We start from the raw sequence: 25125 nt of genomic DNA on the forward strand, positions 1-25125 counted from the left end.
CCTCATGGGCGAGGACGAGCGCCAGCGCGTCGAGAAGGTCCGGGGATCCCGTCGCGCCCGCCTCACGCGCGTCGAAGGCACGCTGAACGATTCCGACGCCGAAGCGACGCTGCGCGACGACGACGAGGAGCAGCGGCCGGTCGATCGAAACGACCCCCTGCGGCGCGAGAAACCGCCGCACTACTGAGCGCGGGTACCGCCCCGGAGGGCGGTACCCGGTGCGTCAGCGGCTGTTCTTCTCGGCGAGCAGGTCGCGGATCTCGGCGAGGAGTTCCTCCGAGGTCGGCGGGATCTCCTCGGCGGGCGCTCCTGCAGCACGGCGCTCGGCGATCTTGTTCATCGGAAGGACGATCGCGAGGTAGACGACGAGCGCGATTGCGAGGAAGTTGATGACGGCCGAGATGATGCCGCCGATTCCGAGCTCCGCGTCCGCGACGATGCCCGGGATCGTGATCGACCACGACGCGAGGTCGCCGGTCGGCACGAACGCGCCGATGAGCGGGTTGATGATGAAGTCGACCAGCGCGGTGACGATGGCGCCGAATGCGGCACCGATGATGACCGCAACGGCGAGATCGACGACATTCCCGCGCAGGATGAACTGTTTGAATCCCTGGAACATAGTGGTCTTCCCCCTGGGCGTTTCCGCCCATTCTCCTGGCTTATCGGGTGACCGGTCAGTCGCCCGATGACGTGGCGGACGCCGGCTGCGGTGCCGGGGCCGTCGATGTCGATGATGCCGGGTTCGACGAGGATCCGCTACTGGACGCGGCCGGCGAGGACGAAGCGGACGCCCGCGAGTCGGTGCGGTAGAACCCGGGCCCGTTGAAGGTGACGCCGATGGATCCGAACTGCTTGCGCAGAACGCCGCGGCACTCCGGGCACTCGGTGAGCGAGGCGTCGCTGAACGCCTGGACAGCATCGAAGGCGTGCCCGCAGTCCTTGCAGGCGTAGGCATACGTGGGCATGGGTGTTCTCTGGCCTCTCGGAAGGATCGCGGTGCGCGGCGCGCGTCAGCGATCGAACGACAGCGTGTGGGTCGGTGTCACGGCTCCTGTGACGGGCACGTCGTGGGCCTCGTGGGGAACGCGATCGACCACCTCGGCATCATAGAGCACCGCGTAGACAGGACGCCGTGAATCAACGCGCGCGAGGGCGCGATCGTAGTAGCCCCGTCCCCAGCCCATGCGCATTCCCCGCGCGTCCACGGCTGCGGCCGGAATGAACAGCAGTTCGGCCGCGCGGATCGTGCCGGGCCCAAGCGGGCGGCCCGCGGTCTCGGGTACACCGAGTCGCGTGGTGACCTCGGCCGCGTCATCGTCGGACCAGTCGAGGATCCCGTTGCTCCCGCTGATTGGTAGCAGCACCCGGATCCCGGTGGCGCGCGCGGCCGCGATCAGCGCGTGTGTCGGCGGCTCCGTCGGCGCCGACAGATAGCACGCGATCGTGCGCGCGCCCGTGCGCGCGAGAAGTTCGAATCCGCGACGGGCGATCGCGGTCGCGGCTCCCTCGCGGCCTACCGGGGGCATGATCGCGCGCGCAGCACGGATCTGGCCGCGCAACGCGTGCTTGTCCGCCGCGGTCTGGTTCGTCACGGGATCCAGCGTAGGTCGCTGTGAGAGTTCCCGTGACGCGTCGCTTATGGTGATGGGATGGAACCTGCGAAGATCAAAGCCGTCATGCCGGTTGCGGGCCTGGGGACCCGCTTTCTGCCGGCGACGAAGGCGACGCCCAAGGAGATGCTCCCGGTCGTCGACAAGCCGGCGATCCAGTACGTGGTCGAGGAAGCGGTCGCCGCGGGGATCCGCGACGTACTGATGATCATCGGCCGCAACAAGAACGCGATCGCGAACCATTTCGACTCCGTGCCGGAGCTCGAGGAGAAGCTGACAGCGAAGGGTGACGACTCGAAGCTCGGTCGCGTCACGAAGTCGAGCGACCTTGCCGATGTCCACCTCCTGCGCCAGGGCGAGCCGAAGGGGCTCGGCCACGCGATCGGTCGTGCGAGGCAGCACGTGGGCGAGACGCCCTTCGCCGTGATGCTCGGGGACGACCTCATCGACGAGCGCGACCCGCTGCTGCCGAAGATGATCGAGGTCAACGAGCAGAAGAAGGCCATGGTCATCGCCCTCATGGAGGTCGACCCCGAGTCGATCAGCATGTACGGCTGCGCTTCTGTTGAGGCGACGGATGACCCCGATGTCGTCAAGGTTCTGAATCTCGTGGAGAAGCCGGCCCAGGAGGATGCGCCGAGCAACCTCGCGATCATCGGCCGCTACCTCCTGACGCACGAGATCTTCCCCGTTCTCGACCGCACCGAGCCGGGCAAGGGCGGCGAGATCCAGATCACCGACGCCCTCAACGAGGTCGCGGCGGACGACGACAACGTCGACGTCTACGGCGTGATCTTCCGCGGCCGTCGGTACGACACGGGCGACAAGCTCGACTACATCAAGGCGATCGTGCAGCTCGCGAGCGAGCGCGATGACCTGGGGCCCGACCTGCGCCCCTGGATCAAGGACTTCGCCGCTAACCTCTGATCGTGAAGCGCTCGATCGCGCTTCGCCGTCGCGATACGGGAGAGCCGGATGGACACCCTCGATAGGTCTCACGGGGCCGTGTCCATCCGGCTTGTCCGTTCTCGCGACGCTCGGACGCTGCAGCACGAGCTGCAGACGAACCGATCCTGGCTGCAGCCCTGGGAAGCCACGAACCCCGGCGGGGGCGGCGAGATCGACATGCGCGGATCCATCAGGCGCCTGCTGCAGCAGTATCGCGATGGCAGCGGCGTGCCGTTCGTGATGCTGCATGAGGGCGAGATCGCCGGTCAGCTGAACGTGTGGGGCATCTCTCGCGGATCCCTGTCATCGGCGACCATCGGCTACTGGGTATCCGAACGATTCGCCGGTCGCGGCATCACCCCGACGTCGGTCGCGCTCGCCACCGACATCTGCTTCGAAGCCCTGCGGTTGCACCGCATGGAGATCTGCATTCGCCCCGAGAACACCCCGAGCCTGCGCATCGTGGAGAAGCTCGGGTTCCGGTACGAGGGCTTCCGCCCGCGGTACATCCATATCGACGGCGACTGGCGCGATCACTACGCGTTCGCGCTCACGACGGAAGACGTCCCGGAGGGGGTGCTCCGCCGCTGGGTGACCGGTCGCGTGCCGCACGGCGCCGGCACGATCCCGGACACGGACCAGACGACCCTCGGCTGATCCGTCGGTACCGCTGCAACCCGCGCCACCCCTGTTGTCGCGACGAGCGAGGTGGGAGGATGCCCTCACCTCCTCATCGTCGAAGGGAACTGCAGATGCCCACCGTCGCCAAGAACATCGTCGAGACGCTCCATGCGAGCGGCGTCCGGCGCGTGTACGGAATCCCCGGTGACTCGCTTAACGGCTTCACCGACGCGCTGCGCACGAACGGCGACATCGAGTGGGTGCACGTACGTCACGAGGAGGCCGCCGCGTTCGCCGCGAGCGCCGAAGCAGCGATCACCGGCGAACTCGCGGTGTGTGCCGGAAGCTGCGGGCCCGGCAACCTCCACCTCATCAACGGCCTCTACGACGCACAGCGTTCGCGGGTGCCCGTGCTCGCCATCGCCGCGCACATCCCGAGCGACGAGATCGGATCCGGCTACTTCCAGGAGACGCACCCGCAAGAGCTCTTCCGCGAGTGCAGCGTCTACGCGGAGCACGTGTCCACCCCGGACCAGATGCCGCGCCTGTTGCGGATTGCGATGCGCGAAGCGATCGAGAAGCGCGGGGTCGCGGTGCTCGTGATCCCGGGGGACATTGCGCTCGCCGACATCGACGCAGCAGCGGAGGAGATCCGTGGCTACGCCCCGCGTGTGTTCCCCGCCGAGTCGCAGCTCGAGCGGGCGGCAGAGGCGCTCAACTCGTGTGACAAGGTCACGATCCTCGCCGGCGCGGGGGTGGCGGGCGCCCATGACGAGCTGATCCGAATCGCTGAGCGGCTGCAGGCGCCCGTGGTTCACGCGATGCGCGGCAAGGAGTTCGTCGAATACGACAATCCGTTCGACGTCGGGATGACGGGCCTGATCGGATTCTCGTCCGGCTATCACGCGATGCGCGAGTGCGAGACGTTGCTCATGCTCGGCACCGACTTCCCGTATCCGCAGTTCTTCCCCGAGGACGCGACCGTGATCCAGGTCGACATCCGGGGCGCGCAGATCGGCCGACGCACGCACGTCGACATCGGGCTGGTCGGGGGCGTGGCCGAGACGATCAGCGAGCTGCTGCCGCGGCTCGACAGCGGCAAGGATCCGGGCCACCTGAAGGCCGCCGTGAAGCACTACCGGCGCACGCGCAAGGATCTCGACGATCTCGCCACGCCCTCGAAGCGCACCATCCATCCGCAGTACCTCACCCGCCTCATCGACGAGGCCGCCGCCGACGACGCCGTCTTCATCCCCGATGTGGGCTCGCCCGCCGTCTGGGCGGCGCGGTACATGACGATGAACGGCAAGCGCCGCATGATCGGATCCTTCACTCACGGATCCATGGCCAACGCGCTGTCGCAGGGGATCGGCGCGCAGGCACAGGACCGCTCGCGGCAGGTCGTCGCCCTGGCCGGGGACGGCGGGCTCGCCATGCTGCTCGGCGAACTGATCACACTGCAGCAGAACAACCTGCCGGTCAAGACCGTCGTGTACGACAACCACTCGCTCAACTTCGTGGAGCTCGAGATGAAGGCGGCCGGGTTCGTCACCTACGCGACCGAGCTGGAGAACCCGGATTTCGCGAAGGTGGCGGAGGCGGTCGGCATCAAGGGGATCCGCGTTGAGACCTCGGCGGAGCTGCCCGCGGCGATCGAGGAGTTCTTCGCGCATGACGGTCCTGCCGTGCTCAACGTGCTGACCGAGCGGCAGGAACTGTCGATGCCACCGACCATCACCTTCGAGCAGGCGAAGGGCTTCACGCTCTACGCCATCCGGACCGTGCTGTCGGGGAGAGGGGACGAACTGATCGACCTCGCGCGCACAAATCTCCGTCAGTTGTTCTAGACACGCGGTCCGAAGACGCCGGACGCCGGAGCCGTCGCTTACCGTTACGGCATGGGTGGGCAGATTCTCGGCGGCGGCGCGATCGTCTTCGTTGTCGCTGCATTGTGGCTTGTCTACTTGCTGCCGACCTGGCAGACGAAGATGCGGTACAACGCGGCCGAGCGCAACGCGGTGCGGCTGAACCAGGCGCTGCGCGTGCTCGCTGAGTCGAGTGAGACGCCGGGCGAGGTCCGCGTCGAGCTGTCACGCCAGGAGGCCGCTAAGCAGTGGCGCCTCGTCAAACGACTCGAGGCCGAGGACGATCGCCTGCGCGAGGAGTACGACCAGGCCGAGGTGGAACGGCGTCGCCGTGAGAACGACGCGAAGCTCGCACGCACGAAGCGAGACGCTGCGGCCAGCCAGTTCGCCCGCGAGATCGCCGCGGAGGAACGCCGCCAGGAGCTTGCCGCGCTGCGGACGGATCCGCGGTTGCGTCGCGCCCGCGCACGCCGTCGCGTGCGCCTCGCGGCCACCGCACTCGCCGTCACCGGACTGGTCGTGTCGGCCGTCGGTGTGTGGCAGTTCGCGATGATGTCCACGTGGGCGTTGCTTGCTGTCGGCGTGGCCGCTGTCGTTCTCGCGCTGGGGATGCACCGGCGCATGGCGACGGTCGCGGCACGCGCCGCGCGCCCCGCGCCCGTCACGGTGGAGGCCGCGCCCGCAACCGCGCCCGTCGAGTCGCGTTCGCAGATCCTGGATCCCGCCGACCGCGGCTGGACGCCGCGCCGCCTGCCGGCGCCGCTCACGGCGACCGCCGGGTCCCGCGCCTCGGACGCGGTCGACGCCGCTCGCGAGCGCGAGCGCGTGGCGCAGGCCGCCCGCGAAGATGTGGCTCGCGAGCGGATCGCGCGTCGGCAGGAGCCGGTCCCGTTCGTCGCGCGCGATGCCGGCGACGAGGAGATCGAACGCCACGTGCGCGAGCTGCTCGCGCGCCGCGCGGCCAGCTGATGTCGATTTTTCGGCCGCCGACTGCTCTGGTAATGTAACGCGAGTTGTAAGGGGCTATGGCGCAGTTGGTAGCGCGTCTCGTTCGCAATGAGAAGGTCAGGGGTTCGAATCCCCTTAGCTCCACAGAAAAACTCCCGGTCAAACGGGGGTTTTCTTTTCGTGTGCCACTGAGTTCGTGAATGCGCCGCGTCTCGCAATGCACGGTCGCGTTGCCCAGCATCGGTGCTCGGGTCGTCCGTCGATCACCCCGAGCGCGTACAACGCTTTCCCGGCGCCGGGGTTCATGGGAACCGCAGCGCGCCCTGGCCGTCAGCTCCGAGGATGTCGTCGGGATTCGAGTACGGACATGACTTCAATGAGAGACACCCGCACCCGATGCAGTTCGAGAAACGGTCTCGTAAAGCGGTGAGATACTCGATTCGCTCGTCGAGATCATCCCTCCATTCACGAGAGATTCGTGCCCAGTCCTTCTTCGTCGGCAGACCCTGTTCGGGGAGCTGGTCGAGGGCGTCTTTGATTCGGTCGAGGCTGACTCCGACGCGCTGCGAGGCGCGGATGAAGGCGAGGACCCGCAGCGTGTCGCGTCGGTATTCTCGGCGATTTCCTGACGTCCGCCGGCTGCGGATGAGCCCCAGTGACTCGTAGTAGTGCAGCGTCGAGACGGCGACTCCGGCGCGCTCGGCGATCCGACCGGGCTTGAGCCAGGTCGCGCCTTCGTGCATCTGCGGCATCTGGGCTGCCCTCTCCGGTGGCTGAGGTTGACATGAAGTGGACTTGATGTAGTCGACTCTACATCGAGTGAACTTTATGAAAGGGGCAGAGATGGCCACGGTAGATGTCGACGACCCTGCCGCGTTTGGGGCACCGAAGGAGGCAACGCGATGAGCGCCTCGATGCGCGCAGCAGTAATCGATGAGTTCGGCCCGCCAGAGGTGCTTGTGGTCCGGGGAATGGGCCGCCCAGCCGTGGCGGCTGGCGACGTGCTGGTTCGAGTGATCGCGGCTGGAGTCCAGCTCACTGACGCGGCGATCCGTTCGGGGTGGACGCCACCTGGAGCGCAGATCGAGTTCCCTCAGGTGCTGGGCAACGAGTTCGCCGGAATCGTCGAGGAGGTCGGCGCAGACGTTGACGGCTTCGAAGTCGGTGACGAGGTGGCGGGCTTCAATACTCTGGGGTGTTACGCCGAGTACGTGGCGGTGCCGGAATCGCACGTCGTCGCCAAGCCGCCAGGGGTGCCCTGGGAGGTGGCGGGAACGTTGTCGGCATCGGGCCAGACCGCGCACACCGCGTTCGAGGACCTGAAGATCGCGGCCGGTGACGTCGTCCTCGTCTGCGGGGCAGCGGGTGGGGTCGGCACCATCTTCACCCAGCTCGCCGTTCGCGCTGGCGCGACGGTCATCGGCACAGCCAGTGCGTCCAACCACGACTACGTGCGGTCGCTCGGCGCGACCGCGGTGTCCTACGGTGCTGGCCAGGCCGATCGCATCCGAGCGGAGAGCCGTCACCTCGATGTCGTGTTCGATGCTGCCGGTCATGAGAACCTCCGCGCGGTCGTCGACCTGGCGAACAATCTCGATCGCGTTGCGACAATCGTCGATATGGCGCTGGCCGCCGAGCTTGGCTGTCGGATCGTGCGCAGCCGTCGCACCTCAGCGCGACTCGCTGGTCTCATGGGTCGAGTCGACACCGGCGAGCTCGTCGTCCATGTTCGCCGCACGTACCCGCTGGGTGAGGTGGCCGACGCACATCGCGAGGTGGAAACGGGGCACGGTCGCGGCAAGGTCGTTCTGCGGATCGGCGAGGCACGATGACGGCCGACGCATCCGATCGACGGGATCAACTGTGGACACCCCGGACACGACCGTTCATCGCCAGTGTGCTGGCGCTGATGACGTTCATCGCATTCGAGTCTTTCGCGGTCACCACCATCCTGCCGGTGGCGGTCGCTGACCTCGCGGACACGGGCTGGTACTCATTCGCGTACGCGGCCACCATGACGACGACTCTGTTCGGCATGGTCATCGGAGGCAATTGGGCTGACCGATCGGGGCCACGCAGACCTCTCGTGGTCGGCGGGACACTCTTCCTACTCGGCCTGCTCCTCAACGTCGTCCCGGTCGACATCACGGTCTTCGTCTGCGGGCGACTCCTCCAGGGGGCTGGCGGCGGAATCGACTCGGTCATCCTCTACGTCCTCATCGCGAGGCACATCCCCGACGCCTCGCGGCCGCGCATGTTCGGGCTGCTGACGACCGCGTGGCTCGTGCCATCGCTGGCTGGCCCCGTTGTGGCGGGCCTGTTGACGGAACTCACGAACTGGAGGGTGATCTTCGGCATCGTCCTCGTCGGTTCTGCTGCCTCACTGCTGAGTCTGCTGCGCGCCACCCGCGGAGCCCGCGACGCATCAACCGTGGCGAGCCGTACGTCTGGGCGGCGCGCGTGGACCCACATCGTCGGACGAAACGGTGCGCTCGCCGTGCTCGCTTCGGGACTGTTGATCGTCCTTCACCTCAGCGCGCAGGTCAATGCGCCCTCCTCAGCGGCCGTTGTCGTCTGCGCGTCGTTCGCACTCGTCGTCACGGCGCGCCACATCCTGCCAGCAGGAACGTTGTTGCTCCGCGGAGCGCCGCAACAACTCATCGTGCTGCGTGCGAGCCTGGGCGCGGGGGTCACCACCGCCAATCTCTACCTCACTCTCTATCTGCAATCGGAACGCGGCTTCCCGCCCGCGTCAGCCGGCTTGGTGATCGCCGTCGCCGCCGGAGGATGGGCGTTGGGGGCCTGGTGTCAGGGACGTTTTCCCAGCACGCACGTATCTCATCGACGTCTCATCGTGTGTGCGACGTTCCTCGTCGCCGTCGGTCCCGCCGGTGTGCTCACCTACACGGCGACAGCCCTCCCGCTGTGGATCGTCGTCGTCGCGTGCGTCGTGATGGGAACCGGTATGGGGATCGCTTATCCACGAGTCTCCAGCGCGACTCTCGCTCTCGCGAGCCCCGACGAACGGGGCGCGTACAGTTCCGCGCTGCAGACGGGCGAAAGCATGGGCATCGGCGTCGTCACCGCACTCGCCGCGGCCGTGCTCGTCGGCGGCGGAACGTTCACCACCATCTTCGCGATCCTGACTGGCCTGGCGTGCGCAACCATCCTTGTCGCCTGTGTCAGCGGCGATGCCGATGAACGTCCGTGAACGCCGCGGCATCCCCCGTGAGAGCTACCGAAATTCGTCCGCTGACGGGTGACGATATCGTGTCGGCGTCTCCGTAGCGTCGGGAGTGCTCGCGGCGATGGCCGCCAGCGACACCTCACTCGCTCGGAAGGAATCGCGGATGCGACTCACCAGATTGCTCATTCAGCTCGGCCAGTTCGTGGTGGTCCAGGTGGTCGGCCTCGCCGCTGGACTGGGCGTCGTGGCCGTCGGCGGGAACCCCGCGCTCGCGATGCTGGTCGGCGTCGCCTCGGCCGTCGCCGGCGTGCTCGCGTACGCATGGCTCGTTCGCATCACGGAACGGCGCGCGGTCACCGAGGTCGCGGTGCGGGGGAGCGTGCCGCCGCTTGTGGCCGGCGTGGCCTTCGGCGTCGTCCTGTTCGCGATCGTCATCGGAATCGTCGCGTCGTTCGGCGGGTACCACGTCGTGGGCATGGGATCCGGCTCGGCGCTCGCCGTGCAGGTCGGGGTGATGGCGGTTGCCGCGACCACCGAAGAACTCGCCTTTCGCGGCGTCCTCTTCCGGATCATCGAGGAGCGTGCCGGGACGTGGGCCGCGTTGGTCGGTTCGAGCGCGCTCTTCGGCGCGCTGCACCTGATCAACCCCGAAGCGACGCTCTGGGGCGCATTCGCCATCGCCGTCGAGGCCGGCGGGATGCTCGGCGCCGCATACGTGGTGACGCGGTCGCTGTGGCTGCCGATCGGTCTGCACTTCGGGTGGAACATCGCCGAATCGGGCATCTTCGGCACCGTCGTGTCGGGCAGCACCGCCTCCAGTGGCCTGCTCGAAGGCGTGACCTCGGGGCCAACCCTGCTCACGGGAGGGGCGTTCGGTCCCGAAGCCGGGCTCCCTGCCGTGCTCGGCTGCCTGGTCGTCACCACCGTGCTCCTGCTCGTGGCTCGCGGCCGCGGTCGGTTCGCCACCTTCCGGTCCGTTCGCCAGCAGGCGCGCGCCGACCGGTTCGCGCGGAACGCTAGCCTGGCCCGATGAACAGGTGGCACGAGATGCGCGACCGGTGGCGACGGCTCGACGTGATCGTGCGCGACGTGCCGCTCGCCGGCGCGCTCGCCGCCGTCTCGCTCCTCCCGGCCGCGCACGGCGTGGGCACGATGGTCGGCGGGCTCCCGCACCGCCCGTTCGATCTGCTCGCGCTCGCTGCCGTGGCGCTGCAGACGTTGCCGCTCGCGATCCGTCGCCGACTGCCCATCCTCTCGGTCGCCCTTGTCTTTGTCGGCTTCTTCATCGACCAGGCGCAGGGATATCACTCGCTCGCGGGCACGGGGCTCGCGATCGCGATCCTGAGTTCTGGCGCTCGACTGGGGCGACGCCGGTGGATCGTCGGCGCGCTACTGACCGGTGGCTACGTCGTCCTCGTCGTGACACTCGTCGGCCTCGGCGCGACGGAGACGCCGCTCGACTTTGTCACCTTCTACCTGACGCTCGTGGGCGTGTGGCTCGTCGGGGAATGGTGGCGCTACACCCGCGCGATCGACGCGGAGCGGCGACGACTCATCGCCGAGCGCACCCGTGAAGCGGAGCGGGCGAGGATCGCGCGCGATATGCACGACGTCGTCACGCACCACGTCACCGCGATGGTCGTGCAGGCCGAAGCGGCGCATTACATCACCGATCCCGAGCGAATGAGCGCGTCGCTCGACGGGATCAGTGCCACGGGGCGCAGCGCGATCTCGGACCTGCGCGGACTGCTCGATCTCCTCAACCCCGATCGCGCCGTGCCGACCCTGCACGCGCTCGTTGACCAGACGCGTCGCGCGGGACAGCCGGTCCACCTGACGGAGTCGGGCGGCGCGGCTACCGGCGGCGAGACCGAGTACGTGGCGTACCGGGTCGTCCAGGAGTCCCTCACGAATGCGCTGAAGTACGCGCACGGCGCCGACACGGTCGTCCGCGTGGAGCGGGACGCGAAACGCGTCGCGCTGCGGATCACGACGGACGGCATGGGCAGCAGCGTCTCTTCCGGTGGCAGCGGTCGGGGCCTCCCCGGGATCCGAGACCGCGTCGCTGCGCTCGGCGGTACCTTCGAGGCCGGGCCGGATTCCGCGGGCGGATTCGCGGTGAGCGCCGAGATTCCCGTGCACATCACATCGCGAGAGAGCCAGCTGCATGGATAGCCGGGACGCAACTCGGATCCGCGTGCTGGTGTGCGATGACCAGGTGATGATCCGCAGCGGCTTCGTGACGATCATCGACGCGCAGCCCGACATGGAGGTCGTCGGAGAGTGCAGCGACGGCCGCGCCGCGGTCGAGCTGGCCGGACGCACGGCCCCTGACGTCGTCGTGATGGACGTGCGGATGCCCGTGCTGAATGGCATAGAGGCGACCCGCCAGCTGGCGGGAGCCGGGGTGGCGGCGCCCGTGAAGGTACTGGTCGTGACGACATTCAACCTCGATGAGTACGTGTACGAGGCGCTGCGTGCGGGAGCGAGTGGGTTCCTGCTCAAGGACGCCCCGCCCGACCAACTGCTTTCCGGGATCCGCACCGTGGCCGCGGGGACCTCTCTCCTCGCTCCCGAGGTGACGCGTTCCCTCGTCGGGCGCTTCGCGTCCCGGATCCGCGTCGATGATGCTGTGCCCGACGACCTGCCGCTCACCGCGCGCGAGCTCGAGGTGCTGCGCCTCCTGGCGGAGGGGATGTCGAACGGCGAGATCGCCGCGTCGCTCGTGATCAGCCACGAGACCGTGAAGACGTACGTGTCGCGGATCCTGACGAAACTGGATCTGCGTGATCGGGTGCAGGCGGTGGTGTTCGCGTATCGCAGCGGTCTCGTCGCGCTGTGATGAAGACATGCGCAGCCAGACATCGCTACACTCCACAGACCGACCTCAAGGAGGGCAGATGCGCTCGATCATTCCCGACTACCTGGCCGATGCGCTGTTCCGCGTGGAGCCCGACACCTCCGGACAACCCGCACAATACATTCCCGAGCTCGCCGGAGCGGATCCCGAACGCCTCGCGGCTGTTGTGGCCACGATCGACGGTGAAGTGTACGGTGCGGGTGACAGCGACGCCGAGTTCACGATTCAGTCGATCTCGAAGCCGTTCGTCTACGCGCTCGCTCTGGCAGACCGGGGGTTCGATACCGTGCTCGACAAGGTCGGGGTCGAGCCGTCAGGGGAGGCGTTCAACGAGGTCTCCCTCGAGCACGACACGGGGCGCCCGCTCAATCCGATGATCAATGCCGGCGCGCTCACGGTGCAGTCGCTGATCGGCCCGTGGAACTCCGAGCCTGCCGAGCGCGGCGAACGCGTGCGCCAGGGGCTGTCGGCGTTCGCCGGTCGCGAGCTGACGATCGACGAGCGGGTGTCCTCATCGGAGATGGACACCGCGCATCGCAATCTCGCGATCGCACACATGCTGCGCAGCCGGGATGTCCTGACGGAGGATCCGAGGACGGTCGTTGAGGGCTACGTTCGCCAGTGCGCCGTGCTCGTGACCGCGCGAGACCTCGCGATGATGGCCGCGACGCTGGCCAATCGCGGCGTCAACCCCCTGACGAACGAACAGGTCGTCAGCGGCGCGGTCGTGCGGTACGTGCTGAGCGTGATGTTCACATGCGGCATGTACGACGCCGCTGGCGACTGGGCCACCCAGGTGGGTATTCCCGCGAAGAGCGGCGTGGGGGGCGGGCTGATCGGTGCGCTCCCCGGCCAGGTCGGCATCGCCACGTTCTCGCCGCGCCTCGACGAGCACGGCCATAGCGTTCGAGGCGTCTCGCTTTTCGAGAGATTCTCCTCGGACATGGGGCTGCACGTGATGGAGATTCCCTCGGCGGCGAGCTCCGTCGTGCGTTCGAATCAGGTGCAGGACGGGGAGCGCGGTGCCACTCGGGTGCTCCGGCTGCAGGGCGGCATCCGCTTCGCCGGAGCCGAGCGGATCATCCGGGACGCTGAGGAGATCGAGGTCGACGAAGCGCGTGTCGTGTTCGACCTCTCGCTCGTCTATTCGCTCGACGCCGTGGCGCGCCGACTGCTTCTCGAGATCACCCGCCGCCTGACCGATGGCGACCAGGAAGTGTACTTCGTCGACCCGCAGGGCATCCTCGCGCACACGGACGTCGGCGCCGCCGTCGTCGTCGACGAGCTCGAAGGGGCCGTGGGGTAGCCCCTCCTTCTGTCGGCGTCAGCGGCCCGACCCGTGTCCTGTCCGCCCGCTGAATCAGGGCCGCTGAGTGGTGGGACGGACGATGATCTCGTTGACATCGCCTCCCGCGTTGATCGCGTAGCTGATGCTGCGTGCGATCTCGGTGGCGGGCAGGGCATTGGAGCGATACTCCTGCATGGCTTCGCGGGCCTCTGGGTCCGAGATGGAGTCGGCGAGTTCTGATTCGGTGACCCCCGGGGTGATGGTGGTGACCCGCAACCAAGGCTCGGACTCGATGCGCAGTCCTTCGCTGATGGCCCATGCGGCGTATTTGGTCGCGCAGTAGACGGCAGCTGTCGGGAGCACTTCGTGTGCGCCCGTGGAGGCCAGCGTGACGATGTGGCCGCTCTTCTGCTCCCGCATCACCGGCTGCGCTGCGGCGATGCCGTGCAGGACCCCGCGGATGTTGACATCGATCATGCTGTCCCATTCGTCCACGTGGGACTGCTCCAGCGGGGAAAGCGGCATGATCCCCGCGTTGTTGATCAGCACATCGAGCCTGCCGAATGTCTCGGCGGCGTACGTGACGGCTTCTTGGACGCTGTGTCGTGCGGTGACGTCGAGGGAGACGCCGGCAGCTGTTCCTCCGTCGGATTCGATCTCGGACACGAGTTCGTCCAGACGCTCTTGCCGGCGGGCGCCGAGAACGACCGTATGGCCTTCTTGTGCCAGTTGGCGGGCGGTCGCCGCGCCGATCCCGCTGGATGCTCCGGTGATCAGAATGACCTTCTTCTTATGTGCCGAGCCTGTGGCGGCAGATCCCATGGCTGTGCTCCTTGCGTATCGCGTTGATGTCGGGACGGTCCCGAGTCGTTCGTGTCCAGACTTCTCGGTGTCGCGGCGTCGTGCCAGGTTCCGCTGAGCCTGGGTGCGACAGGACCAGGCGGCTCCGGCGTCGCACATCTAGAGTTGTTGCCCATGAGTATCGGGCCGTATCTGCGCAGCCTCCGGGGTCGGATCCCGCCGGAGTCGCTGTCGCTGCCGCATGCCGGTGTTCGCCGGGTGCCAGGCCTGCGTCGTGAAGAGGTCGCCGTACTGGCCGGTGTCAGTGTCGACTACTACACCCGGCTGGAGCAGGGGCGGGAGAAGAACCCGTCCGCGCAGATCGTGGAGGCGCTCTGCCGGGGCCTCGATCTCACCGGCGATGAGCGAGACCACCTGTTTCGCTTGGCTGGGTACCAGCCCCCGAACCCGGTCGTTCCGAACGCGGTGCGTCCGGAGCTGACTCGTCTGCTGGAGCAGTGGTCGGACCAGGCAGCCTTCGTGCTCACCGGCACCCTGGATATCGTGGCTCCCAATGCGCTGGCGCGGGCGCTGTTCGCTGACGTGACCCACCAGGACAATCTCGCCCGGATGGTGTTCCTCGATCCCGCCGCGAGAGCGTTCTACGTTGACTGGGAACGGGCCGCAGAGTCGGTGGTCGCTACCCTGCGGCACAACACGACCCGAACGCCGGCCGCCGTGATGGATCCGTTCGTCCGCGAGCTCTCAGAATCTTCTGCCGAGTTCGCCCGTCTGTGGCACGAACAACGGGTTCGCGGCAAGACTCATGCGGTCAAGCGATTCCGGCACCGCCAGGTAGGCGACCTCAGCCTGGAATACCAGGCATTCGACGTTCCGGAGACCGCGGGCTGGCAGATCATCATCTACGCTGCCGAACCCGGCACGGCCTCTGCGGAGGCCCTCGCGCTGCTGGGCACCTTTACCCACCTCCTGCACAACGCCGGATTCGGCCGGCAGAAATGACGGAAGGGCGTCGCGAAATCGTATCGCGACGGTCTCGCCCCAGCGCCGTCAGTGTCTCCACGGGAATTCACCGTCCGCCGTCGGGGGTTCACATCTCCGTCGAGTCGTGATCTGCTGAACACATGGCCACTCGCAGACGCCCCCGCGCGGTGGTGCGCTGGCTGCTCGCCCTGGCTATGGTGTTCGCCGGACTCTCGCACCTCTTCTGGGCCCGGAGAGAATTCCGTGCTCAAGTACCCGACTGGACCGAGAAAGTGATCGATAAGGACGCGGTTGTCATCGGATCCGGGGTTGCGGAAGTCATGCTCGGCGGCGCGCTCGTCGCCCTGCCGCGTTCTCGTTCGCGAGTCGGCGCCCTGCTCGCCGCTTTCTATGTCGCCGTCTTCCCCGGCAATGTCGAGCAATGGCGGAAGGGTCGAAACGGGTTCGGACTCGATACCGACCGCAAGCGCTTGCTGCGGCTCTTCTTCCAGCCCCTGCTGGTGTGGGCGGCGTGGTGGAGCACGCGGGAAGGGCGGTCATGGACTCGGTGATCTTCGTCGGGTTCTCCGTGGCCTACCTCGTCCTCGCGACGTGGGCCATCGTCGCGATGGTGCGGCGGCGTCGCCTGATCCCGGCGGACCTCGCCGTCCTCGTCGTGGCCGCGCTCGTCTACGACAATGCCGTCATCGGCCTCGGCGTGGTGATCGGTGAGGGGTCACTCCTCGAGGCTCTCAACGGCGCGCGGTACTGGCTGCACGCGCTCGTCACGCCCCTTCTCGTGCTCATCGGATGGAACGTGCTTGTTCGCGCAGGCGTGCGCTGGGCGGCCTCGGCCGCGGGGAGAGTTGGCGCTGTGGTGCTCACCGCCGCGCTCATCGTGTACGAGTTGGTCGTCGGCGCCCTGACATTGGATCTGTCGCCGCGGCTGGAGTACGGGGCGCTCAGCTATGCGAACGAGAACGCTCCCGACGGACCGCCGGTGATGGTGCTGATCGTCGCCGCGGTTCTCCTCGTCGCCGGAATCGCCGCCGTCGTGAAGCAGCGGTGGCCCTGGCTGGTGGTCGGCACGGGTCTCATGGTGGTCGGCAGCGCCGTGCCGCTTCCCCTCCCGAGCGGCGCAGTGACGAACATGTTCGAGCTGATCCTGCTGATCAGCGTGCTCGCGACGGTGGCACACCAAGACGCGCGGGCCCGAGGCGACGCGCGTCGACGAGTGGACCATCGAGATCCACGGTGAGGTGCAGACCTCCCGGGGTGCCTGAATGCGCGTTGCCACTCACCACGGCAGCGCGCCGTCTTCGTTGAAGAAACCGCCTCGAGGGCCGTCGTCGGGCAGCGTCGCGAGTCGGACGGCGATCGCGGCCCCCTGCTCAGGCAAGCGGTCTCCCATATGGCCGGTGAAGTCGGTCGCCACGAGTCCGGGGCACGCGGCGTTCACGATGACCTTCGTGTCGGTCAGTCGGCGAGCGTACTGAGCCGTGATGCTGTTCAGCAGTGTCTTCGACGGCGCATATGCCGCCATTTGCGGTCCGGTCTGCAGGGCCAGCGAGCCCATATCGCTGGACATGTTGACGATCCGAGGGGACGCCGAACGGTGCAGCAGCGGAAGCATGGCGTTGGTCACACGTATGACACCGAAGACGTTGGTGTCCAAGACCGTGCGGAGCACACCCAGGTCGAGGGTGGTCGGATCCTGCGCGCCGTTGTCGGTGCGTCCTGAGATACCGGCGTTGTTCACCAGCACGTCCAAGCCACTAGCCTCGGCCTCAAGGAACGTCGCCGCCTCGGTCACGCTCTCGTCGGACGCGACGTCGAGTGCGATGCCGAACGCCTCGAGGCCCCGCTCCCGGAGGGCGGCGACCGCGACTTCTCGTCGCGCCGTGTCGCGGGCGCCCACCGCGACACGGAAACCGGCGGCCCCGAGTCCCTGCGCGATCGCGAATCCGATTCCCTTATTGGCGCCGGTGACGAGCGCGGTCTTCATCTCATTTGTGTCATTCACCCCTCCATCGTGGGTTGCGACCTCAGGCATCGTCCAACACAGTTTCGGTCCGCTGTGATACCCGGTGGGTATCAGCTGATTACGGTGGGAGGATGGAACATCTGGAAGTGCGCGAGCTTCGGTATTTCCTTGCCGTGGCGGAGGAACTGAACTTCGGGCGTGCAGCTGAGCGTCTCCGCATCGCGCAACCGCCGCTGTCCCGTGCGATCCGTCTGATGGAGCAGCGACTCGGGGTGCGGCTGTTCGAGCGAAACCGTCGAGGCGTCACCGTGACTGAGGCGGGCCTGGTCCTCCAACGGGAGGCGGGTCCCGCACTTGAGGCGATCGCTGCTGCAGCGCGTCGCGCGCAACGGGCGGGTGCGCCAGAACGCTCGCTCGTGCTCGCGACGAAGGCCGGGGCGTCGCACGAGCTGTTACGCGCCCTGATTGATGCGCACGCCAAGGTCCCCGATTCGGCACCGGTCGAGCTGCTGCTGTGCGAGGTCGGCGAGCAGGCCGGGCTGCTCCGCTCCGGTGCCGCCGACGTCGCACTCATGCATCGTCCCTTCGATGACATCGTCGGATTCGACACCGAGGAGCTGTTGACCGAGGGGCAGGTGGCCATCTTCCCGGCGGAGCACCCTCTCGCCGCCCGCGCCCAGCTCACTCTCGCCGAGGTTCAGAACGTCGACGACCTCCCGATCGCCCGTTGGCCGCGCCTGGACGGGACCTACCCTGCCGGTCCTGGGCCGGAGGTCCACACGCAGTCGCAGCTCGCGCAGCTGGTGGCTCTCGGGAAGGCTCTGCTCGTGATCCCGGCGTCCAGTAGGGCGTGGCAATGGCCTGAGCATGTCGCCGTTCCCCTCGTCGACGCACCGCTGGTCACCACCGTGCTCGCGTGGCCGCCGAGCAGCAGGTTCCGCGAGCTCGCCGCGTTCGTTCGCACCGCGGCTCAGCTCGGAGGCGATGAGCGCCGTCAGTGCCCCCTTCGGTGACCACTGCCGTACCCAGGCAGTGCACAACTCTCCCTGTAAAACTATACCGACCAGACGGTTAAGTAGGAGGGGGGGAGCGAGACATGTCCGCGGTGCGCCGCTACCTCAGCCTCGCCGTCCTCATCGGCGCAGTGCTCCTGCTCACAATCGACGCCACGGTGCTGCACCTCGCGGTGCCGGCACTCGCCCGTGACCTCGACCCGACCGCCACACAGGTGTTGTGGATCGGCGACATCTATTCGTTCGCCATCGCCGGCCTGCTCGTCACGATGGGCAACCTCGCCGACCGCACCGGACGCAAGAAGCTGCTGATGCTCGGCGCGGCTGCGTTCGGCATCGCCTCGATCCTTGCGGCCTTCGCGCCGACCGCCGAGATGCTCATCGCCGCACGCCTGGCGCTCGGGGTCGCGGGCGCGACGATCATGCCGTCGACGCTGTCTCTGATCCGCAACATCTTCACCGACCCGCGCGAGCGCACTCGCGCGATCGCCGTGTGGTCGGCGGCTGCGGCGAGCGGTATCGCTCTCGGCCCGCTCGTCGGCGGCACCCTGCTCGAGCACTTCTGGTGGGGATCCGTCTTCCTCGTCAACGTCCCCGTCATCGTCGCGGTCATCGCGCTCGGATGGTGGGTCCTGCCCGAGTCGAAGAACCCGTCGTTGCACCGCCTCGATTTCGTTTCGAGCGGCCTGTCGCTGCTCGCGATCATCCCGGTCGTCTACGCGATCAAACAGGTCGCCGGCGGAGCCTTCGGCCTCCCCACGGTCGTCGCGCTCGCGTTGAGCGTCGTGGGCGGGGTCGGATTCGTTCGTCGCCAACGCCGCAGCGCCGACCCGATGATCGACATCGATCTCTTCCGCAACCGCTCCTTCTCGGGCGCGGTTGCGGTGAACTTCATCTCTGTGTTCGCGATGAGCGGCGTGCTGTTCTTCTTCTCGCAGTACCTTCAGCTCGCGCGCGGCCTCGGTGCACTCGATGCCGGCCTCGCGCAGCTGCCCGCCGCCGTCGCGTCGATGATCGCCGTGACAGCCGTCGGGTTCCTGCTGGCGAGGCTCGGGCGCGGCAGGGCGATCGCGCTTGCCCTCGCGATCGGTGCCACGGGCCTGCTCGCCGTCGGACTCGTCGAGGGATCCGAACACCTCGTGTGGGTGCTCGTCGCGATGGTTCCGCTGGGATTCGGGATCGGCATCTCCGAGACGTTGAGCGTCGACGCCGTCGTCTCGGCGGTGCCGGCCGAGAAAGCGGGTGCCGCCTCGTCGATCTCGGAGACTGCCTACGAACTCGGGGTCGCGATGGGCATCGCGGTACTCGGATCCGTCGTCACCGCGATCTACCGATTCGCACTGCCCGGCGGCTCCCCCGAGACCGCGCGCGATTCGCTCGCGACCGCGGTCTCGGCGCTGCCCGAGGGATCCGCCCTCGATGCCGCGCGTGAGGCATTCGTCGCCGCGATGCAGGCCACGACCCTCATCGCGGCCGCCGTCATGCTCGCGGGAGCGGCAGTGGCGTTCTTCCTCATCCCGAGCGCTCGGGCGTCGGATCGGGCCGCCGCCGCTAAGGTGAGCTGACATGGGCAGAACGGCAGGGCGCGCGGCCGACGACACGCAGCGGAACATCCTCGATGCGGCGATGACGCTGGTCGCGCGTCGCGGATCCGGAGTGTCCATCGCCGACATTGCGGCGGCCGCGGGCGTGTCGAAGGGCGGCCTGCTCTATCACTTCTCGACCAAGGATGACCTGCTGCGCGCTGGCGCTCGCGACCTGTTCGAGACCTTCCGGTCGCGTGTTTACGACCAGGCACAGCGCGAACCCGACGGCGAGCCCGGGCGCCTCAACCGCGCCTACATCCGCGTCAGCTTCGCTGACGTGGCCGACGAGGGCGTGCGCGAGATCATCGCCGTCGCCGCGCAGCTCATGAGTGAGCCGACGGTCCAAGAAATGTCAGCCGCTGATGGCCGCCGTTGGCGCGACGAGCTCACCGCCGACGGCCTGCCCGAATCGACCGTGCGGCTCATCGTCGCTGCCACCGACGGCGTCTCGTCCGCCCCGCTCTGGGGGGCGGTCCTCGACGCCGCCGATCAGCGCGCCCTCGAGAGCGAGTTGCTCGAAAGGACCCGAGTCGGCTGAGAGGCCACGTCCGTCGTGACGTCGACGGGTGGGACCCTCAGCGACTCCACCGGAACAGCCGGACCGCGCACGCCGTGCCGAGGACGGTCGCGGCGCTGAGGGCGACGAGGGGTTGCCACGGCACCGTCTCCCCGACCCACGCGTGCTGCATCGCTTCGAATCCTGCACCGTAGGGCAGCCAGCGGCCGATCTCGGCGACCGGATCCGGGAGGTTCTGCGGACCGCCGAACAGTCCGCCCACGGCCGCGATACCGAAGAAGAGGACGAGACCGATCGCGACGGAGGCGTTCGGGGTCGGCGAGATCGCGGCCACGATCATCCCCAGCGCGTACATCGCGGCGCACACGAGAGCGAAGACACCGATGGTCGCCAGGAGATTCTCTGGCCCGATGACGCCGAACATGGCCGCCGAGAGGCCGAGCGCGATCGCGACGCCGACCAGGGTCTGGACGAGCGATGTGATCACCTGCGCCACGAGCACCATCGACGGGTGTGCGGGCGTCGCGGCGAGTCGCTTGAGCAGACCGCCGCGACGGTAGGTCGCGAGAAAGGACGGCATGTTGACGACGCCGACCAACGCGACGACCATGACGAGCATGAGCGGAAGGACGTAGAGCTCGAAGACGCTGCGTCCTCCTGCGTCGGGCAGGATCTCCTGCGACGCGCCCGCGCCCTGAGCGACGATCAGCAGGCTCGGCATGCCGATCGGGATGATGAGCCCCGCGGTGTCGCGGATCACACTCTTCGTCTCCGCGAGGATCAACTGGCCCCATGCGCGCGCCCCGGGCCGTGCCGCCCGAGGGATGTCGTATCCGGAAACGGTCATGATGCCTTCCTTTCCGATGCGAGCTCCCGAACGCGCAGGAACGCGTCATCCAGGTTCTCGGCACCCGTCTCCGCTCGCAGCTCCGCGGGCGTGCCCTCGGTCACGATGCGCCCGTGATCCAACATGACGACGCGGTCGCACAGGCGTTCGACCTCGTCCATGGAATGGCTCACGAGCAGGATCGTGACGCCGCGCTGTTGAAGCTTCTCGACGAGGCTCCAGATCTCGCGCCGCCCCTCGGGATCGAGTCCGGTCGTGAGCTCATCGAGAATCACGACGCGAGGACGACCGACGAGGGCGACCGCGACCGACAGGCGCTGCCGTTGCCCCCCGGACAGTCGTTGCGCCCTCGTCTTCGCCGAGTCCTCGAGTCCCAAGAGCGTCATGAGCTCGCGCGGATCCTCGCCGTCCCGGTAGAACGAGCGATACAGGCGGAGGTTCTCGGCCACGGTGAGGTCGTCGTGCAGCTCGGCCTCCTGCAGCTGCACGCCGAGAACGCCGCGCACACGCGCCCGATCGCGCAACGGATCCAGGCCGAGAACTCGGACCGATCCGCTGGATGGGCGCCGCAGCCCGGCGATCGTCTCCACGAGCGTCGACTTGCCGGCGCCGTTCGCTCCGAGGATCCCGATCGTCTCGCCGGCCCCGACGTCGAGATCCACTCCGTCGAGAGCGGTCTTGCGCTTGTACCGGCGGGTCAGAGCTGTGACCGCCACTGCTGAATTCGTCATATCATCGACGCTACGGAGCCGCTTGCGCCGTCGCGCGTGCCATCCGTCACGACCTCGGACCATGACTTCTGGCACGTCTCTCAGGCGGCGCGGGGTCGCTACGGTGGACGCATGGGAGACCGCGCGCGGCCATGGCTTTTCGACCCGGACCTGATCGTGGTCGGGCTGTTCGGTCTGCTCAGCATCGCGGTGGGGGCGCCCGCGATTGTGCTCCACCTTCAGGGACACGACGTCACCCACGGTCCGCCATGGCTGTGGACAACGGTGTACGCGGCCTACATCGCGTCGTACCTCGCGACGTCCCTGCTGACGGACGGCCCACGGCCCCGACTGACGGTGGCCTGTTTCCTGGCACAGGCCGTCTTCGCGATCGCGAGCGTGTTGCTGATCCACAGCGGTCTGAACTTCGTCAACATCATCCTCGTGTTCAGCGCCGCGCTGAGCTGCTATGTGCTCCCGCGATGGGCGACGGCCGCGCTGGTGGTGGTCAATACGGTCGTCGTCATCATCACCACATCCGGCTTGGCGGAACAGGCGATCAATGCGGTGTTCTACCTCGGCGTTCAGGCGGTGAGCGTCCTGACCGTCATCGCTTGGATCGTGAACGAGCGGTCGCGGCGCGCGCTGGCCGAGACGCACATCGAACTCGCGGCGACGGCGGCGCTGCTCGAGCATTCGACGCGTTCCGAAGAGCGCCTGCGCATCTCGCGAGACCTCCACGACGTGGCCGGCCACCAGCTGACCGCGCTCGCGCTGGAGCTCGAGATCGCCACCCACCACGCGCAGGGAGCGGCCGAAGAGCACGTGTTGCGCGCGAGGTCGATCGCGAAGGATCTGCTGGATGACGTGCGCGCGACCGTCTCACAGTTGCGCGACGACGACGGATCCCTGCAGGACGCCCTGCAGAGTGCGATCGGAGACATCGCCCGCCCCACTGTGGAGGTCGTTGTCGACGACGATCTCGTGGTCGACGCGGATCGCCGAACGGCGATCGTGCGCGCGGCGCAGGAGGTCGTCACCAACGCGATCCGGCATTCCGGCGGAGCGCGATCGCTGCGGATCGACGTGTCACGGGACCACGCGCACGACCTGCTCACCTTCGAAGCGAACGACGACGGGTGGGCACGGCGCGACTTCGCGCTCGGGAACGGGCTCAGGGGACTGCGGGAGCGGGCCGAGCAGCTCGGCGGCCGCGCCGAGTTCTCCCGAGGAGAAGACGGCGGCTTCCGTGTGCGGATGACGGTGCCGGCGACATGACCGACACCGTACGTGTGCTCATCGTCGACGACCAGAACCTGGTGCGTCAGGGGATCCGCGGGCTGCTCGAGCTGAGCAGTTCCGTCACGGTCGTCGGCGAAGCGGCCGATGGCGACGAGGCGCTCGCGATGGTCGAGAGCTGCGCCGCGGACGTGATGCTCCTCGACCTGCGCATGCCGCGCCGCGACGGGATCAGCACCCTGGAGGAGATGTCGAGGCGCGGCATCGATGTGCCGGCCCTCGTGCTGACGACGTTCGATGACGCTGAGCTTGTGCTCGGCGCTATGCGCGCGGGAGCTCGCGGGTATCTGTTGAAGGATGTCACCCTGGACGAGCTCGTCCAAGGGATCCACGCGCTCGTGGCGGGAAACACGGTGCTGCAGCCCGCGCTCACCGCGCGCCTGTCCACGTCATCGCTGTCGTCGAGTTCGTTCGATTCCGGCGCCGCGGTCGGCGCTGCTTTGACGACGCGCGAAACCGACGTGCTGCGCCTCGTCGCCGGTGGGTACAGCAATCGCGAGATCGCCGAGATGCTGCACCTGGCCGAGGGCACGGTGAAGAACTATGTCTCGAATCTCCTGGTCAAGCTCGGTGCCCGCGACCGCACGCAGGCGGTGCTGCGCGCCCTGCAGCGCGGCCTGATCGGCGAGGGATCCGCGTGACCGCGAGCTGCTGACCGCGCAGTCACACCGCCGCGTCTCGGATCCCGAGGTTCCCCCGGATCCGCCCGTCGGGGTCCACGGCGTCCTTGAGACGCGCGAGCCGCCCGATGGCCCCCGGTGCGAGCGCATCGGACAGTGTCTCAGAGGGATTCAGGAAGGTCATCGGCTTCCGACCGCTCGTGGGGAGGGCGCCGGCCACGCTCGCCTGCTTCGCGGCGATCTGGTCGACGAGCTGCGCGGTGGCTGGCACGCCGAACAGGTACACGGCGTAGGGCTCGCCGAGCGCCCCGTGCGGGCTGTCGCTCGGGCTCGCGAGCGCACCGCCGAGATGGCGAATCTGCACCGTCATCAGCGGGGCGATCGGATCGGAGAGGAGCGCAGCGAGGTCCGACTCGTCCAGGCGGGTGAGCAGCTCGCCGCGCGACTGGCCGGGCCCCGGATCGGTCGGCTCCGCGGTGATCGTGCCGATCTCAGCCACGCTCATGGCGGCGCGCGTATCCGAGAGTGGTGCCGGGAGAGCGTCGGTCGCGCTCATGAGATCGCGGGCCTCGCCGGCGTCGCCCAGATAGGTCGAATCGATGGCGATCATCGGTTCGCCTCCGGGGAAATGGAGCAGCTCGAGCCAGAGCGTCAGTGACTCGGGAGCGGTCGCCGTCATCGTGCGATACGCCTGCGCGACCTGGGTGGCGTGCGACGCGGACCAGAGCTGACGTCCACCGAAGAGCGCCGGCGCGGGGCGAAGGCGGAGCTGGAGGGAGGTCACGATGACGAGGTCGCCTCCGCCTCCGCGCAACGCCCACAGCATCTCGGGATCCGACTCCGCGCTGACGTGCCGCGCGGTGCCGTCGGCCATCACGACGTCGGCGGCGAGGATGCTGTCCGCGATCCACCCGAAGGCGCGCCCGAACCAGCTCAGGCCGCCGCCGAGAGCGGCGCCGACGACGGTGACGACCGGCGAGCTGCCGGGCAGTGCGGTCAGTCCGTGCGCCGCGGCCGCCCGCTGCAGGTCACCTGAACGCACGCCGGCGCCGATCGTGGCGGTCATCGCCTCCGCGTCGACCGTGATCGTGTCGAGGAGCGTGGTGCGCAGGAGGATCGCACCGGTGGCGCGTCCGGTTGCGCCGTGGCCGCTGGGCTGCGTGGCGACCTCGAGGCCGTTGTCGCGCGCGAACGCGACGAGGTCGGCCACGTCCTCCGCGTCGGCGGCCTCCACGACCGCGTGCACCGCCTGCTCGACGGCGAGGTTCCACGGGCGGTGCGCGCGGTCGAAGTCGGGGTCGCCGGGGAACCAGATGCGACCGCGGATGACGTCGGCGAGACGACCGAGGTTCTGACGGGCAACAATGGACATGGATACTCCTTCACGATGATGGATTGACAGAGAGCAGCTCAGATGTGGCGCTCTCACCAGGGAGTCGTCCGCCACGATGAGAC

The 25125-nt window shown here is 68.0% G+C and carries 28 protein-coding genes and 1 tRNA gene; 20 read left to right on the forward strand and 9 right to left on the reverse strand.

Going from position 1 to position 25125, the window contains the following annotated elements:
* Window positions 1-4 precede the first annotated feature (4 nt).
* Window positions 5-187 (forward strand): hypothetical protein, encoded by a 183-nt coding sequence (locus IEW87_RS06165; RefSeq protein ID WP_188711392.1) that lies wholly within the window; start codon window positions 5-7, stop codon window positions 185-187.
* A 36-nt stretch (window positions 188-223) separates the two neighbouring features.
* Here IEW87_RS06165 and mscL read toward each other — a convergent pair whose 3' ends face one another.
* From mscL to IEW87_RS06180, 3 genes are read right to left on the reverse strand one after another with little or no spacing between them, the layout of a single operon-like run.
* A complete protein-coding gene (gene mscL, locus IEW87_RS06170; RefSeq protein WP_188711393.1) occupies window positions 224-622 on the reverse strand; it encodes a large conductance mechanosensitive channel protein MscL in 399 nt (132 codons plus the stop codon).
* Between the two features lie 55 nt (window positions 623-677).
* Entirely contained in the window at window positions 678-968 is a 291-nt protein-coding gene (locus IEW87_RS06175) for an FmdB family zinc ribbon protein (RefSeq protein ID WP_188711394.1), read from the reverse strand.
* 45 nt (window positions 969-1013) lie between these two features.
* The gene (locus IEW87_RS06180; RefSeq protein WP_188711395.1) at window positions 1014-1595 is read right to left on the reverse strand and encodes a 5-formyltetrahydrofolate cyclo-ligase; all 582 of its coding nucleotides are present in this window, start codon (window positions 1593-1595) and stop codon (window positions 1014-1016) included.
* Between the two features lie 57 nt (window positions 1596-1652).
* On the opposite strand from IEW87_RS06180, the gene galU reads away from it, so the two are divergent.
* The 5 genes from galU to IEW87_RS06205 all read left to right on the forward strand — a co-directional run bounded on the left by galU (window position 1653) and on the right by IEW87_RS06205 (window position 6139).
* Complete coding sequence (gene galU, locus IEW87_RS06185) at window positions 1653-2540, forward strand: UTP--glucose-1-phosphate uridylyltransferase GalU (protein WP_188711396.1); 888 nt, start codon at window positions 1653-1655, stop codon at window positions 2538-2540.
* 48 nt (window positions 2541-2588) lie between these two features.
* Window positions 2589-3218 (forward strand): GNAT family N-acetyltransferase, encoded by a 630-nt coding sequence (locus IEW87_RS06190; RefSeq protein ID WP_188711397.1) that lies wholly within the window; start codon window positions 2589-2591, stop codon window positions 3216-3218.
* Between the two features lie 95 nt (window positions 3219-3313).
* Complete coding sequence (gene poxB, locus IEW87_RS06195; protein WP_188711398.1) at window positions 3314-5029, forward strand: ubiquinone-dependent pyruvate dehydrogenase; 1716 nt, start codon at window positions 3314-3316, stop codon at window positions 5027-5029.
* 51 nt (window positions 5030-5080) lie between these two features.
* Window positions 5081-6016 carry a large exoprotein gene (locus IEW87_RS06200; protein WP_188711399.1) on the forward strand — a complete coding sequence of 312 codons (936 nt, stop codon included), beginning with the start codon at window positions 5081-5083 and terminating at the stop codon, window positions 6014-6016.
* Window positions 6017-6066: 50 nt separating this feature from the next.
* Window positions 6067-6139, forward strand: a tRNA-Ala gene (locus tag IEW87_RS06205).
* A 158-nt stretch (window positions 6140-6297) separates the two neighbouring features.
* Here IEW87_RS06205 and soxR read toward each other — a convergent pair.
* Window positions 6298-6747, reverse strand: coding sequence for a redox-sensitive transcriptional activator SoxR (gene soxR / locus IEW87_RS06210; RefSeq protein WP_188711400.1), 450 nt, complete (start codon window positions 6745-6747; stop codon window positions 6298-6300).
* Between the two features lie 150 nt (window positions 6748-6897).
* Between soxR and IEW87_RS06215 the strand changes: the two genes are divergently transcribed.
* The 6 genes from IEW87_RS06215 to IEW87_RS06240 all read left to right on the forward strand — a co-directional run bounded on the left by IEW87_RS06215 (window position 6898) and on the right by IEW87_RS06240 (window position 13348).
* Window positions 6898-7827, forward strand: coding sequence for an NADP-dependent oxidoreductase (locus IEW87_RS06215; protein WP_229730982.1), 930 nt, complete (start codon window positions 6898-6900; stop codon window positions 7825-7827).
* A 77-nt stretch (window positions 7828-7904) separates the two neighbouring features.
* Window positions 7905-9206, forward strand: coding sequence for an MFS transporter (locus tag IEW87_RS06220; RefSeq protein WP_229730983.1), 1302 nt, complete (start codon window positions 7905-7907; stop codon window positions 9204-9206).
* A gap of 139 nt (window positions 9207-9345) precedes the next feature.
* On the forward strand, window positions 9346-10215 hold the full coding sequence (locus tag IEW87_RS06225; RefSeq protein WP_188711402.1) for a CPBP family intramembrane glutamic endopeptidase: 870 nt from the start codon (window positions 9346-9348) through the stop codon (window positions 10213-10215).
* On the forward strand, window positions 10212-11357 hold the full coding sequence (locus tag IEW87_RS06230; RefSeq protein WP_188711403.1) for a sensor histidine kinase: 1146 nt from the start codon (window positions 10212-10214) through the stop codon (window positions 11355-11357). The genes IEW87_RS06225 and IEW87_RS06230 overlap by 4 nt, the downstream gene beginning before the upstream one ends.
* Window positions 11350-12024: a response regulator gene (locus IEW87_RS06235; RefSeq protein ID WP_188711404.1), complete on the forward strand. Its 675-nt coding sequence runs from the start codon at window positions 11350-11352 to the stop codon at window positions 12022-12024. The genes IEW87_RS06230 and IEW87_RS06235 overlap by 8 nt, the downstream gene beginning before the upstream one ends.
* Window positions 12025-12082: 58 nt before the next feature.
* Complete coding sequence (locus IEW87_RS06240) at window positions 12083-13348, forward strand: glutaminase (RefSeq protein ID WP_188711405.1); 1266 nt, start codon at window positions 12083-12085, stop codon at window positions 13346-13348.
* A gap of 54 nt (window positions 13349-13402) precedes the next feature.
* On the opposite strand, the gene IEW87_RS06245 is transcribed toward IEW87_RS06240, so the two are convergent.
* A complete protein-coding gene (locus IEW87_RS06245) occupies window positions 13403-14152 on the reverse strand; it encodes an SDR family oxidoreductase (RefSeq protein WP_188711406.1) in 750 nt (249 codons plus the stop codon).
* A gap of 153 nt (window positions 14153-14305) precedes the next feature.
* Between IEW87_RS06245 and IEW87_RS06250 the strand changes: the two genes are divergently transcribed.
* From IEW87_RS06250 to IEW87_RS06260, 3 genes are all read left to right on the forward strand, one after another.
* Window positions 14306-15133 (forward strand): helix-turn-helix transcriptional regulator, encoded by an 828-nt coding sequence (locus IEW87_RS06250; RefSeq protein ID WP_188711407.1) that lies wholly within the window; start codon window positions 14306-14308, stop codon window positions 15131-15133.
* A gap of 122 nt (window positions 15134-15255) precedes the next feature.
* Window positions 15256-15666, forward strand: coding sequence for a DoxX family protein (locus IEW87_RS06255; protein ID WP_188711408.1), 411 nt, complete (start codon window positions 15256-15258; stop codon window positions 15664-15666).
* On the forward strand, window positions 15654-16352 hold the full coding sequence (locus IEW87_RS06260; protein ID WP_188711409.1) for a hypothetical protein: 699 nt from the start codon (window positions 15654-15656) through the stop codon (window positions 16350-16352). The genes IEW87_RS06255 and IEW87_RS06260 overlap by 13 nt, the downstream gene beginning before the upstream one ends.
* A 39-nt stretch (window positions 16353-16391) precedes the next feature.
* Here IEW87_RS06260 and IEW87_RS06265 read toward each other — a convergent pair whose 3' ends face one another.
* Window positions 16392-17117: an SDR family oxidoreductase gene (locus tag IEW87_RS06265; protein WP_229730984.1), complete on the reverse strand. Its 726-nt coding sequence runs from the start codon at window positions 17115-17117 to the stop codon at window positions 16392-16394.
* Between the two features lie 92 nt (window positions 17118-17209).
* On the opposite strand from IEW87_RS06265, the gene IEW87_RS06270 reads away from it, so the two are divergent.
* The 3 genes from IEW87_RS06270 (at window position 17210) to IEW87_RS06280 (ending at window position 20215) form a co-directional block, all read left to right on the forward strand.
* Complete coding sequence (locus IEW87_RS06270; protein WP_188711411.1) at window positions 17210-18091, forward strand: LysR family transcriptional regulator; 882 nt, start codon at window positions 17210-17212, stop codon at window positions 18089-18091.
* Window positions 18092-18174: 83 nt separating this feature from the next.
* Window positions 18175-19656, forward strand: coding sequence for an MFS transporter (locus IEW87_RS06275; RefSeq protein ID WP_188711412.1), 1482 nt, complete (start codon window positions 18175-18177; stop codon window positions 19654-19656).
* A 1-nt stretch (window position 19657) separates the two neighbouring features.
* Window positions 19658-20215: a TetR/AcrR family transcriptional regulator gene (locus IEW87_RS06280; RefSeq protein ID WP_188711413.1), complete on the forward strand. Its 558-nt coding sequence runs from the start codon at window positions 19658-19660 to the stop codon at window positions 20213-20215.
* A 37-nt stretch (window positions 20216-20252) separates the two neighbouring features.
* Here the strand turns inward: IEW87_RS06280 and IEW87_RS06285 are convergent, their stop codons facing one another.
* On the reverse strand, window positions 20253-21041 hold the full coding sequence (locus IEW87_RS06285) for an ABC transporter permease (protein ID WP_188711414.1): 789 nt from the start codon (window positions 21039-21041) through the stop codon (window positions 20253-20255).
* Window positions 21038-21772: an ABC transporter ATP-binding protein gene (locus IEW87_RS06290; RefSeq protein ID WP_188711415.1), complete on the reverse strand. Its 735-nt coding sequence runs from the start codon at window positions 21770-21772 to the stop codon at window positions 21038-21040. Before IEW87_RS06290 ends, IEW87_RS06285 begins: the two co-directional genes overlap by 4 nt.
* A 111-nt stretch (window positions 21773-21883) precedes the next feature.
* Between IEW87_RS06290 and IEW87_RS06295 the strand changes: the two genes are divergently transcribed.
* Window positions 21884-23029, forward strand: a complete 1146-nt coding sequence (locus tag IEW87_RS06295; RefSeq protein ID WP_188711416.1) for a sensor histidine kinase — start codon at window positions 21884-21886, stop codon at window positions 23027-23029.
* Window positions 23026-23691 carry a response regulator gene (locus tag IEW87_RS06300; RefSeq protein ID WP_188711417.1) on the forward strand — a complete coding sequence of 222 codons (666 nt, stop codon included), beginning with the start codon at window positions 23026-23028 and terminating at the stop codon, window positions 23689-23691. The genes IEW87_RS06295 and IEW87_RS06300 overlap by 4 nt, the downstream gene beginning before the upstream one ends.
* A 22-nt stretch (window positions 23692-23713) precedes the next feature.
* On the opposite strand, the gene IEW87_RS06305 is transcribed toward IEW87_RS06300, so the two are convergent.
* Complete coding sequence (locus IEW87_RS06305) at window positions 23714-25042, reverse strand: FAD-binding oxidoreductase (protein ID WP_188711418.1); 1329 nt, start codon at window positions 25040-25042, stop codon at window positions 23714-23716.
* Window positions 25043-25125 lie beyond the last annotated feature (83 nt).

Source organism: Microbacterium faecale (assembly GCF_014640975.1).
Taxonomy (GTDB): domain Bacteria; phylum Actinomycetota; class Actinomycetes; order Actinomycetales; family Microbacteriaceae; genus Microbacterium; species Microbacterium faecale.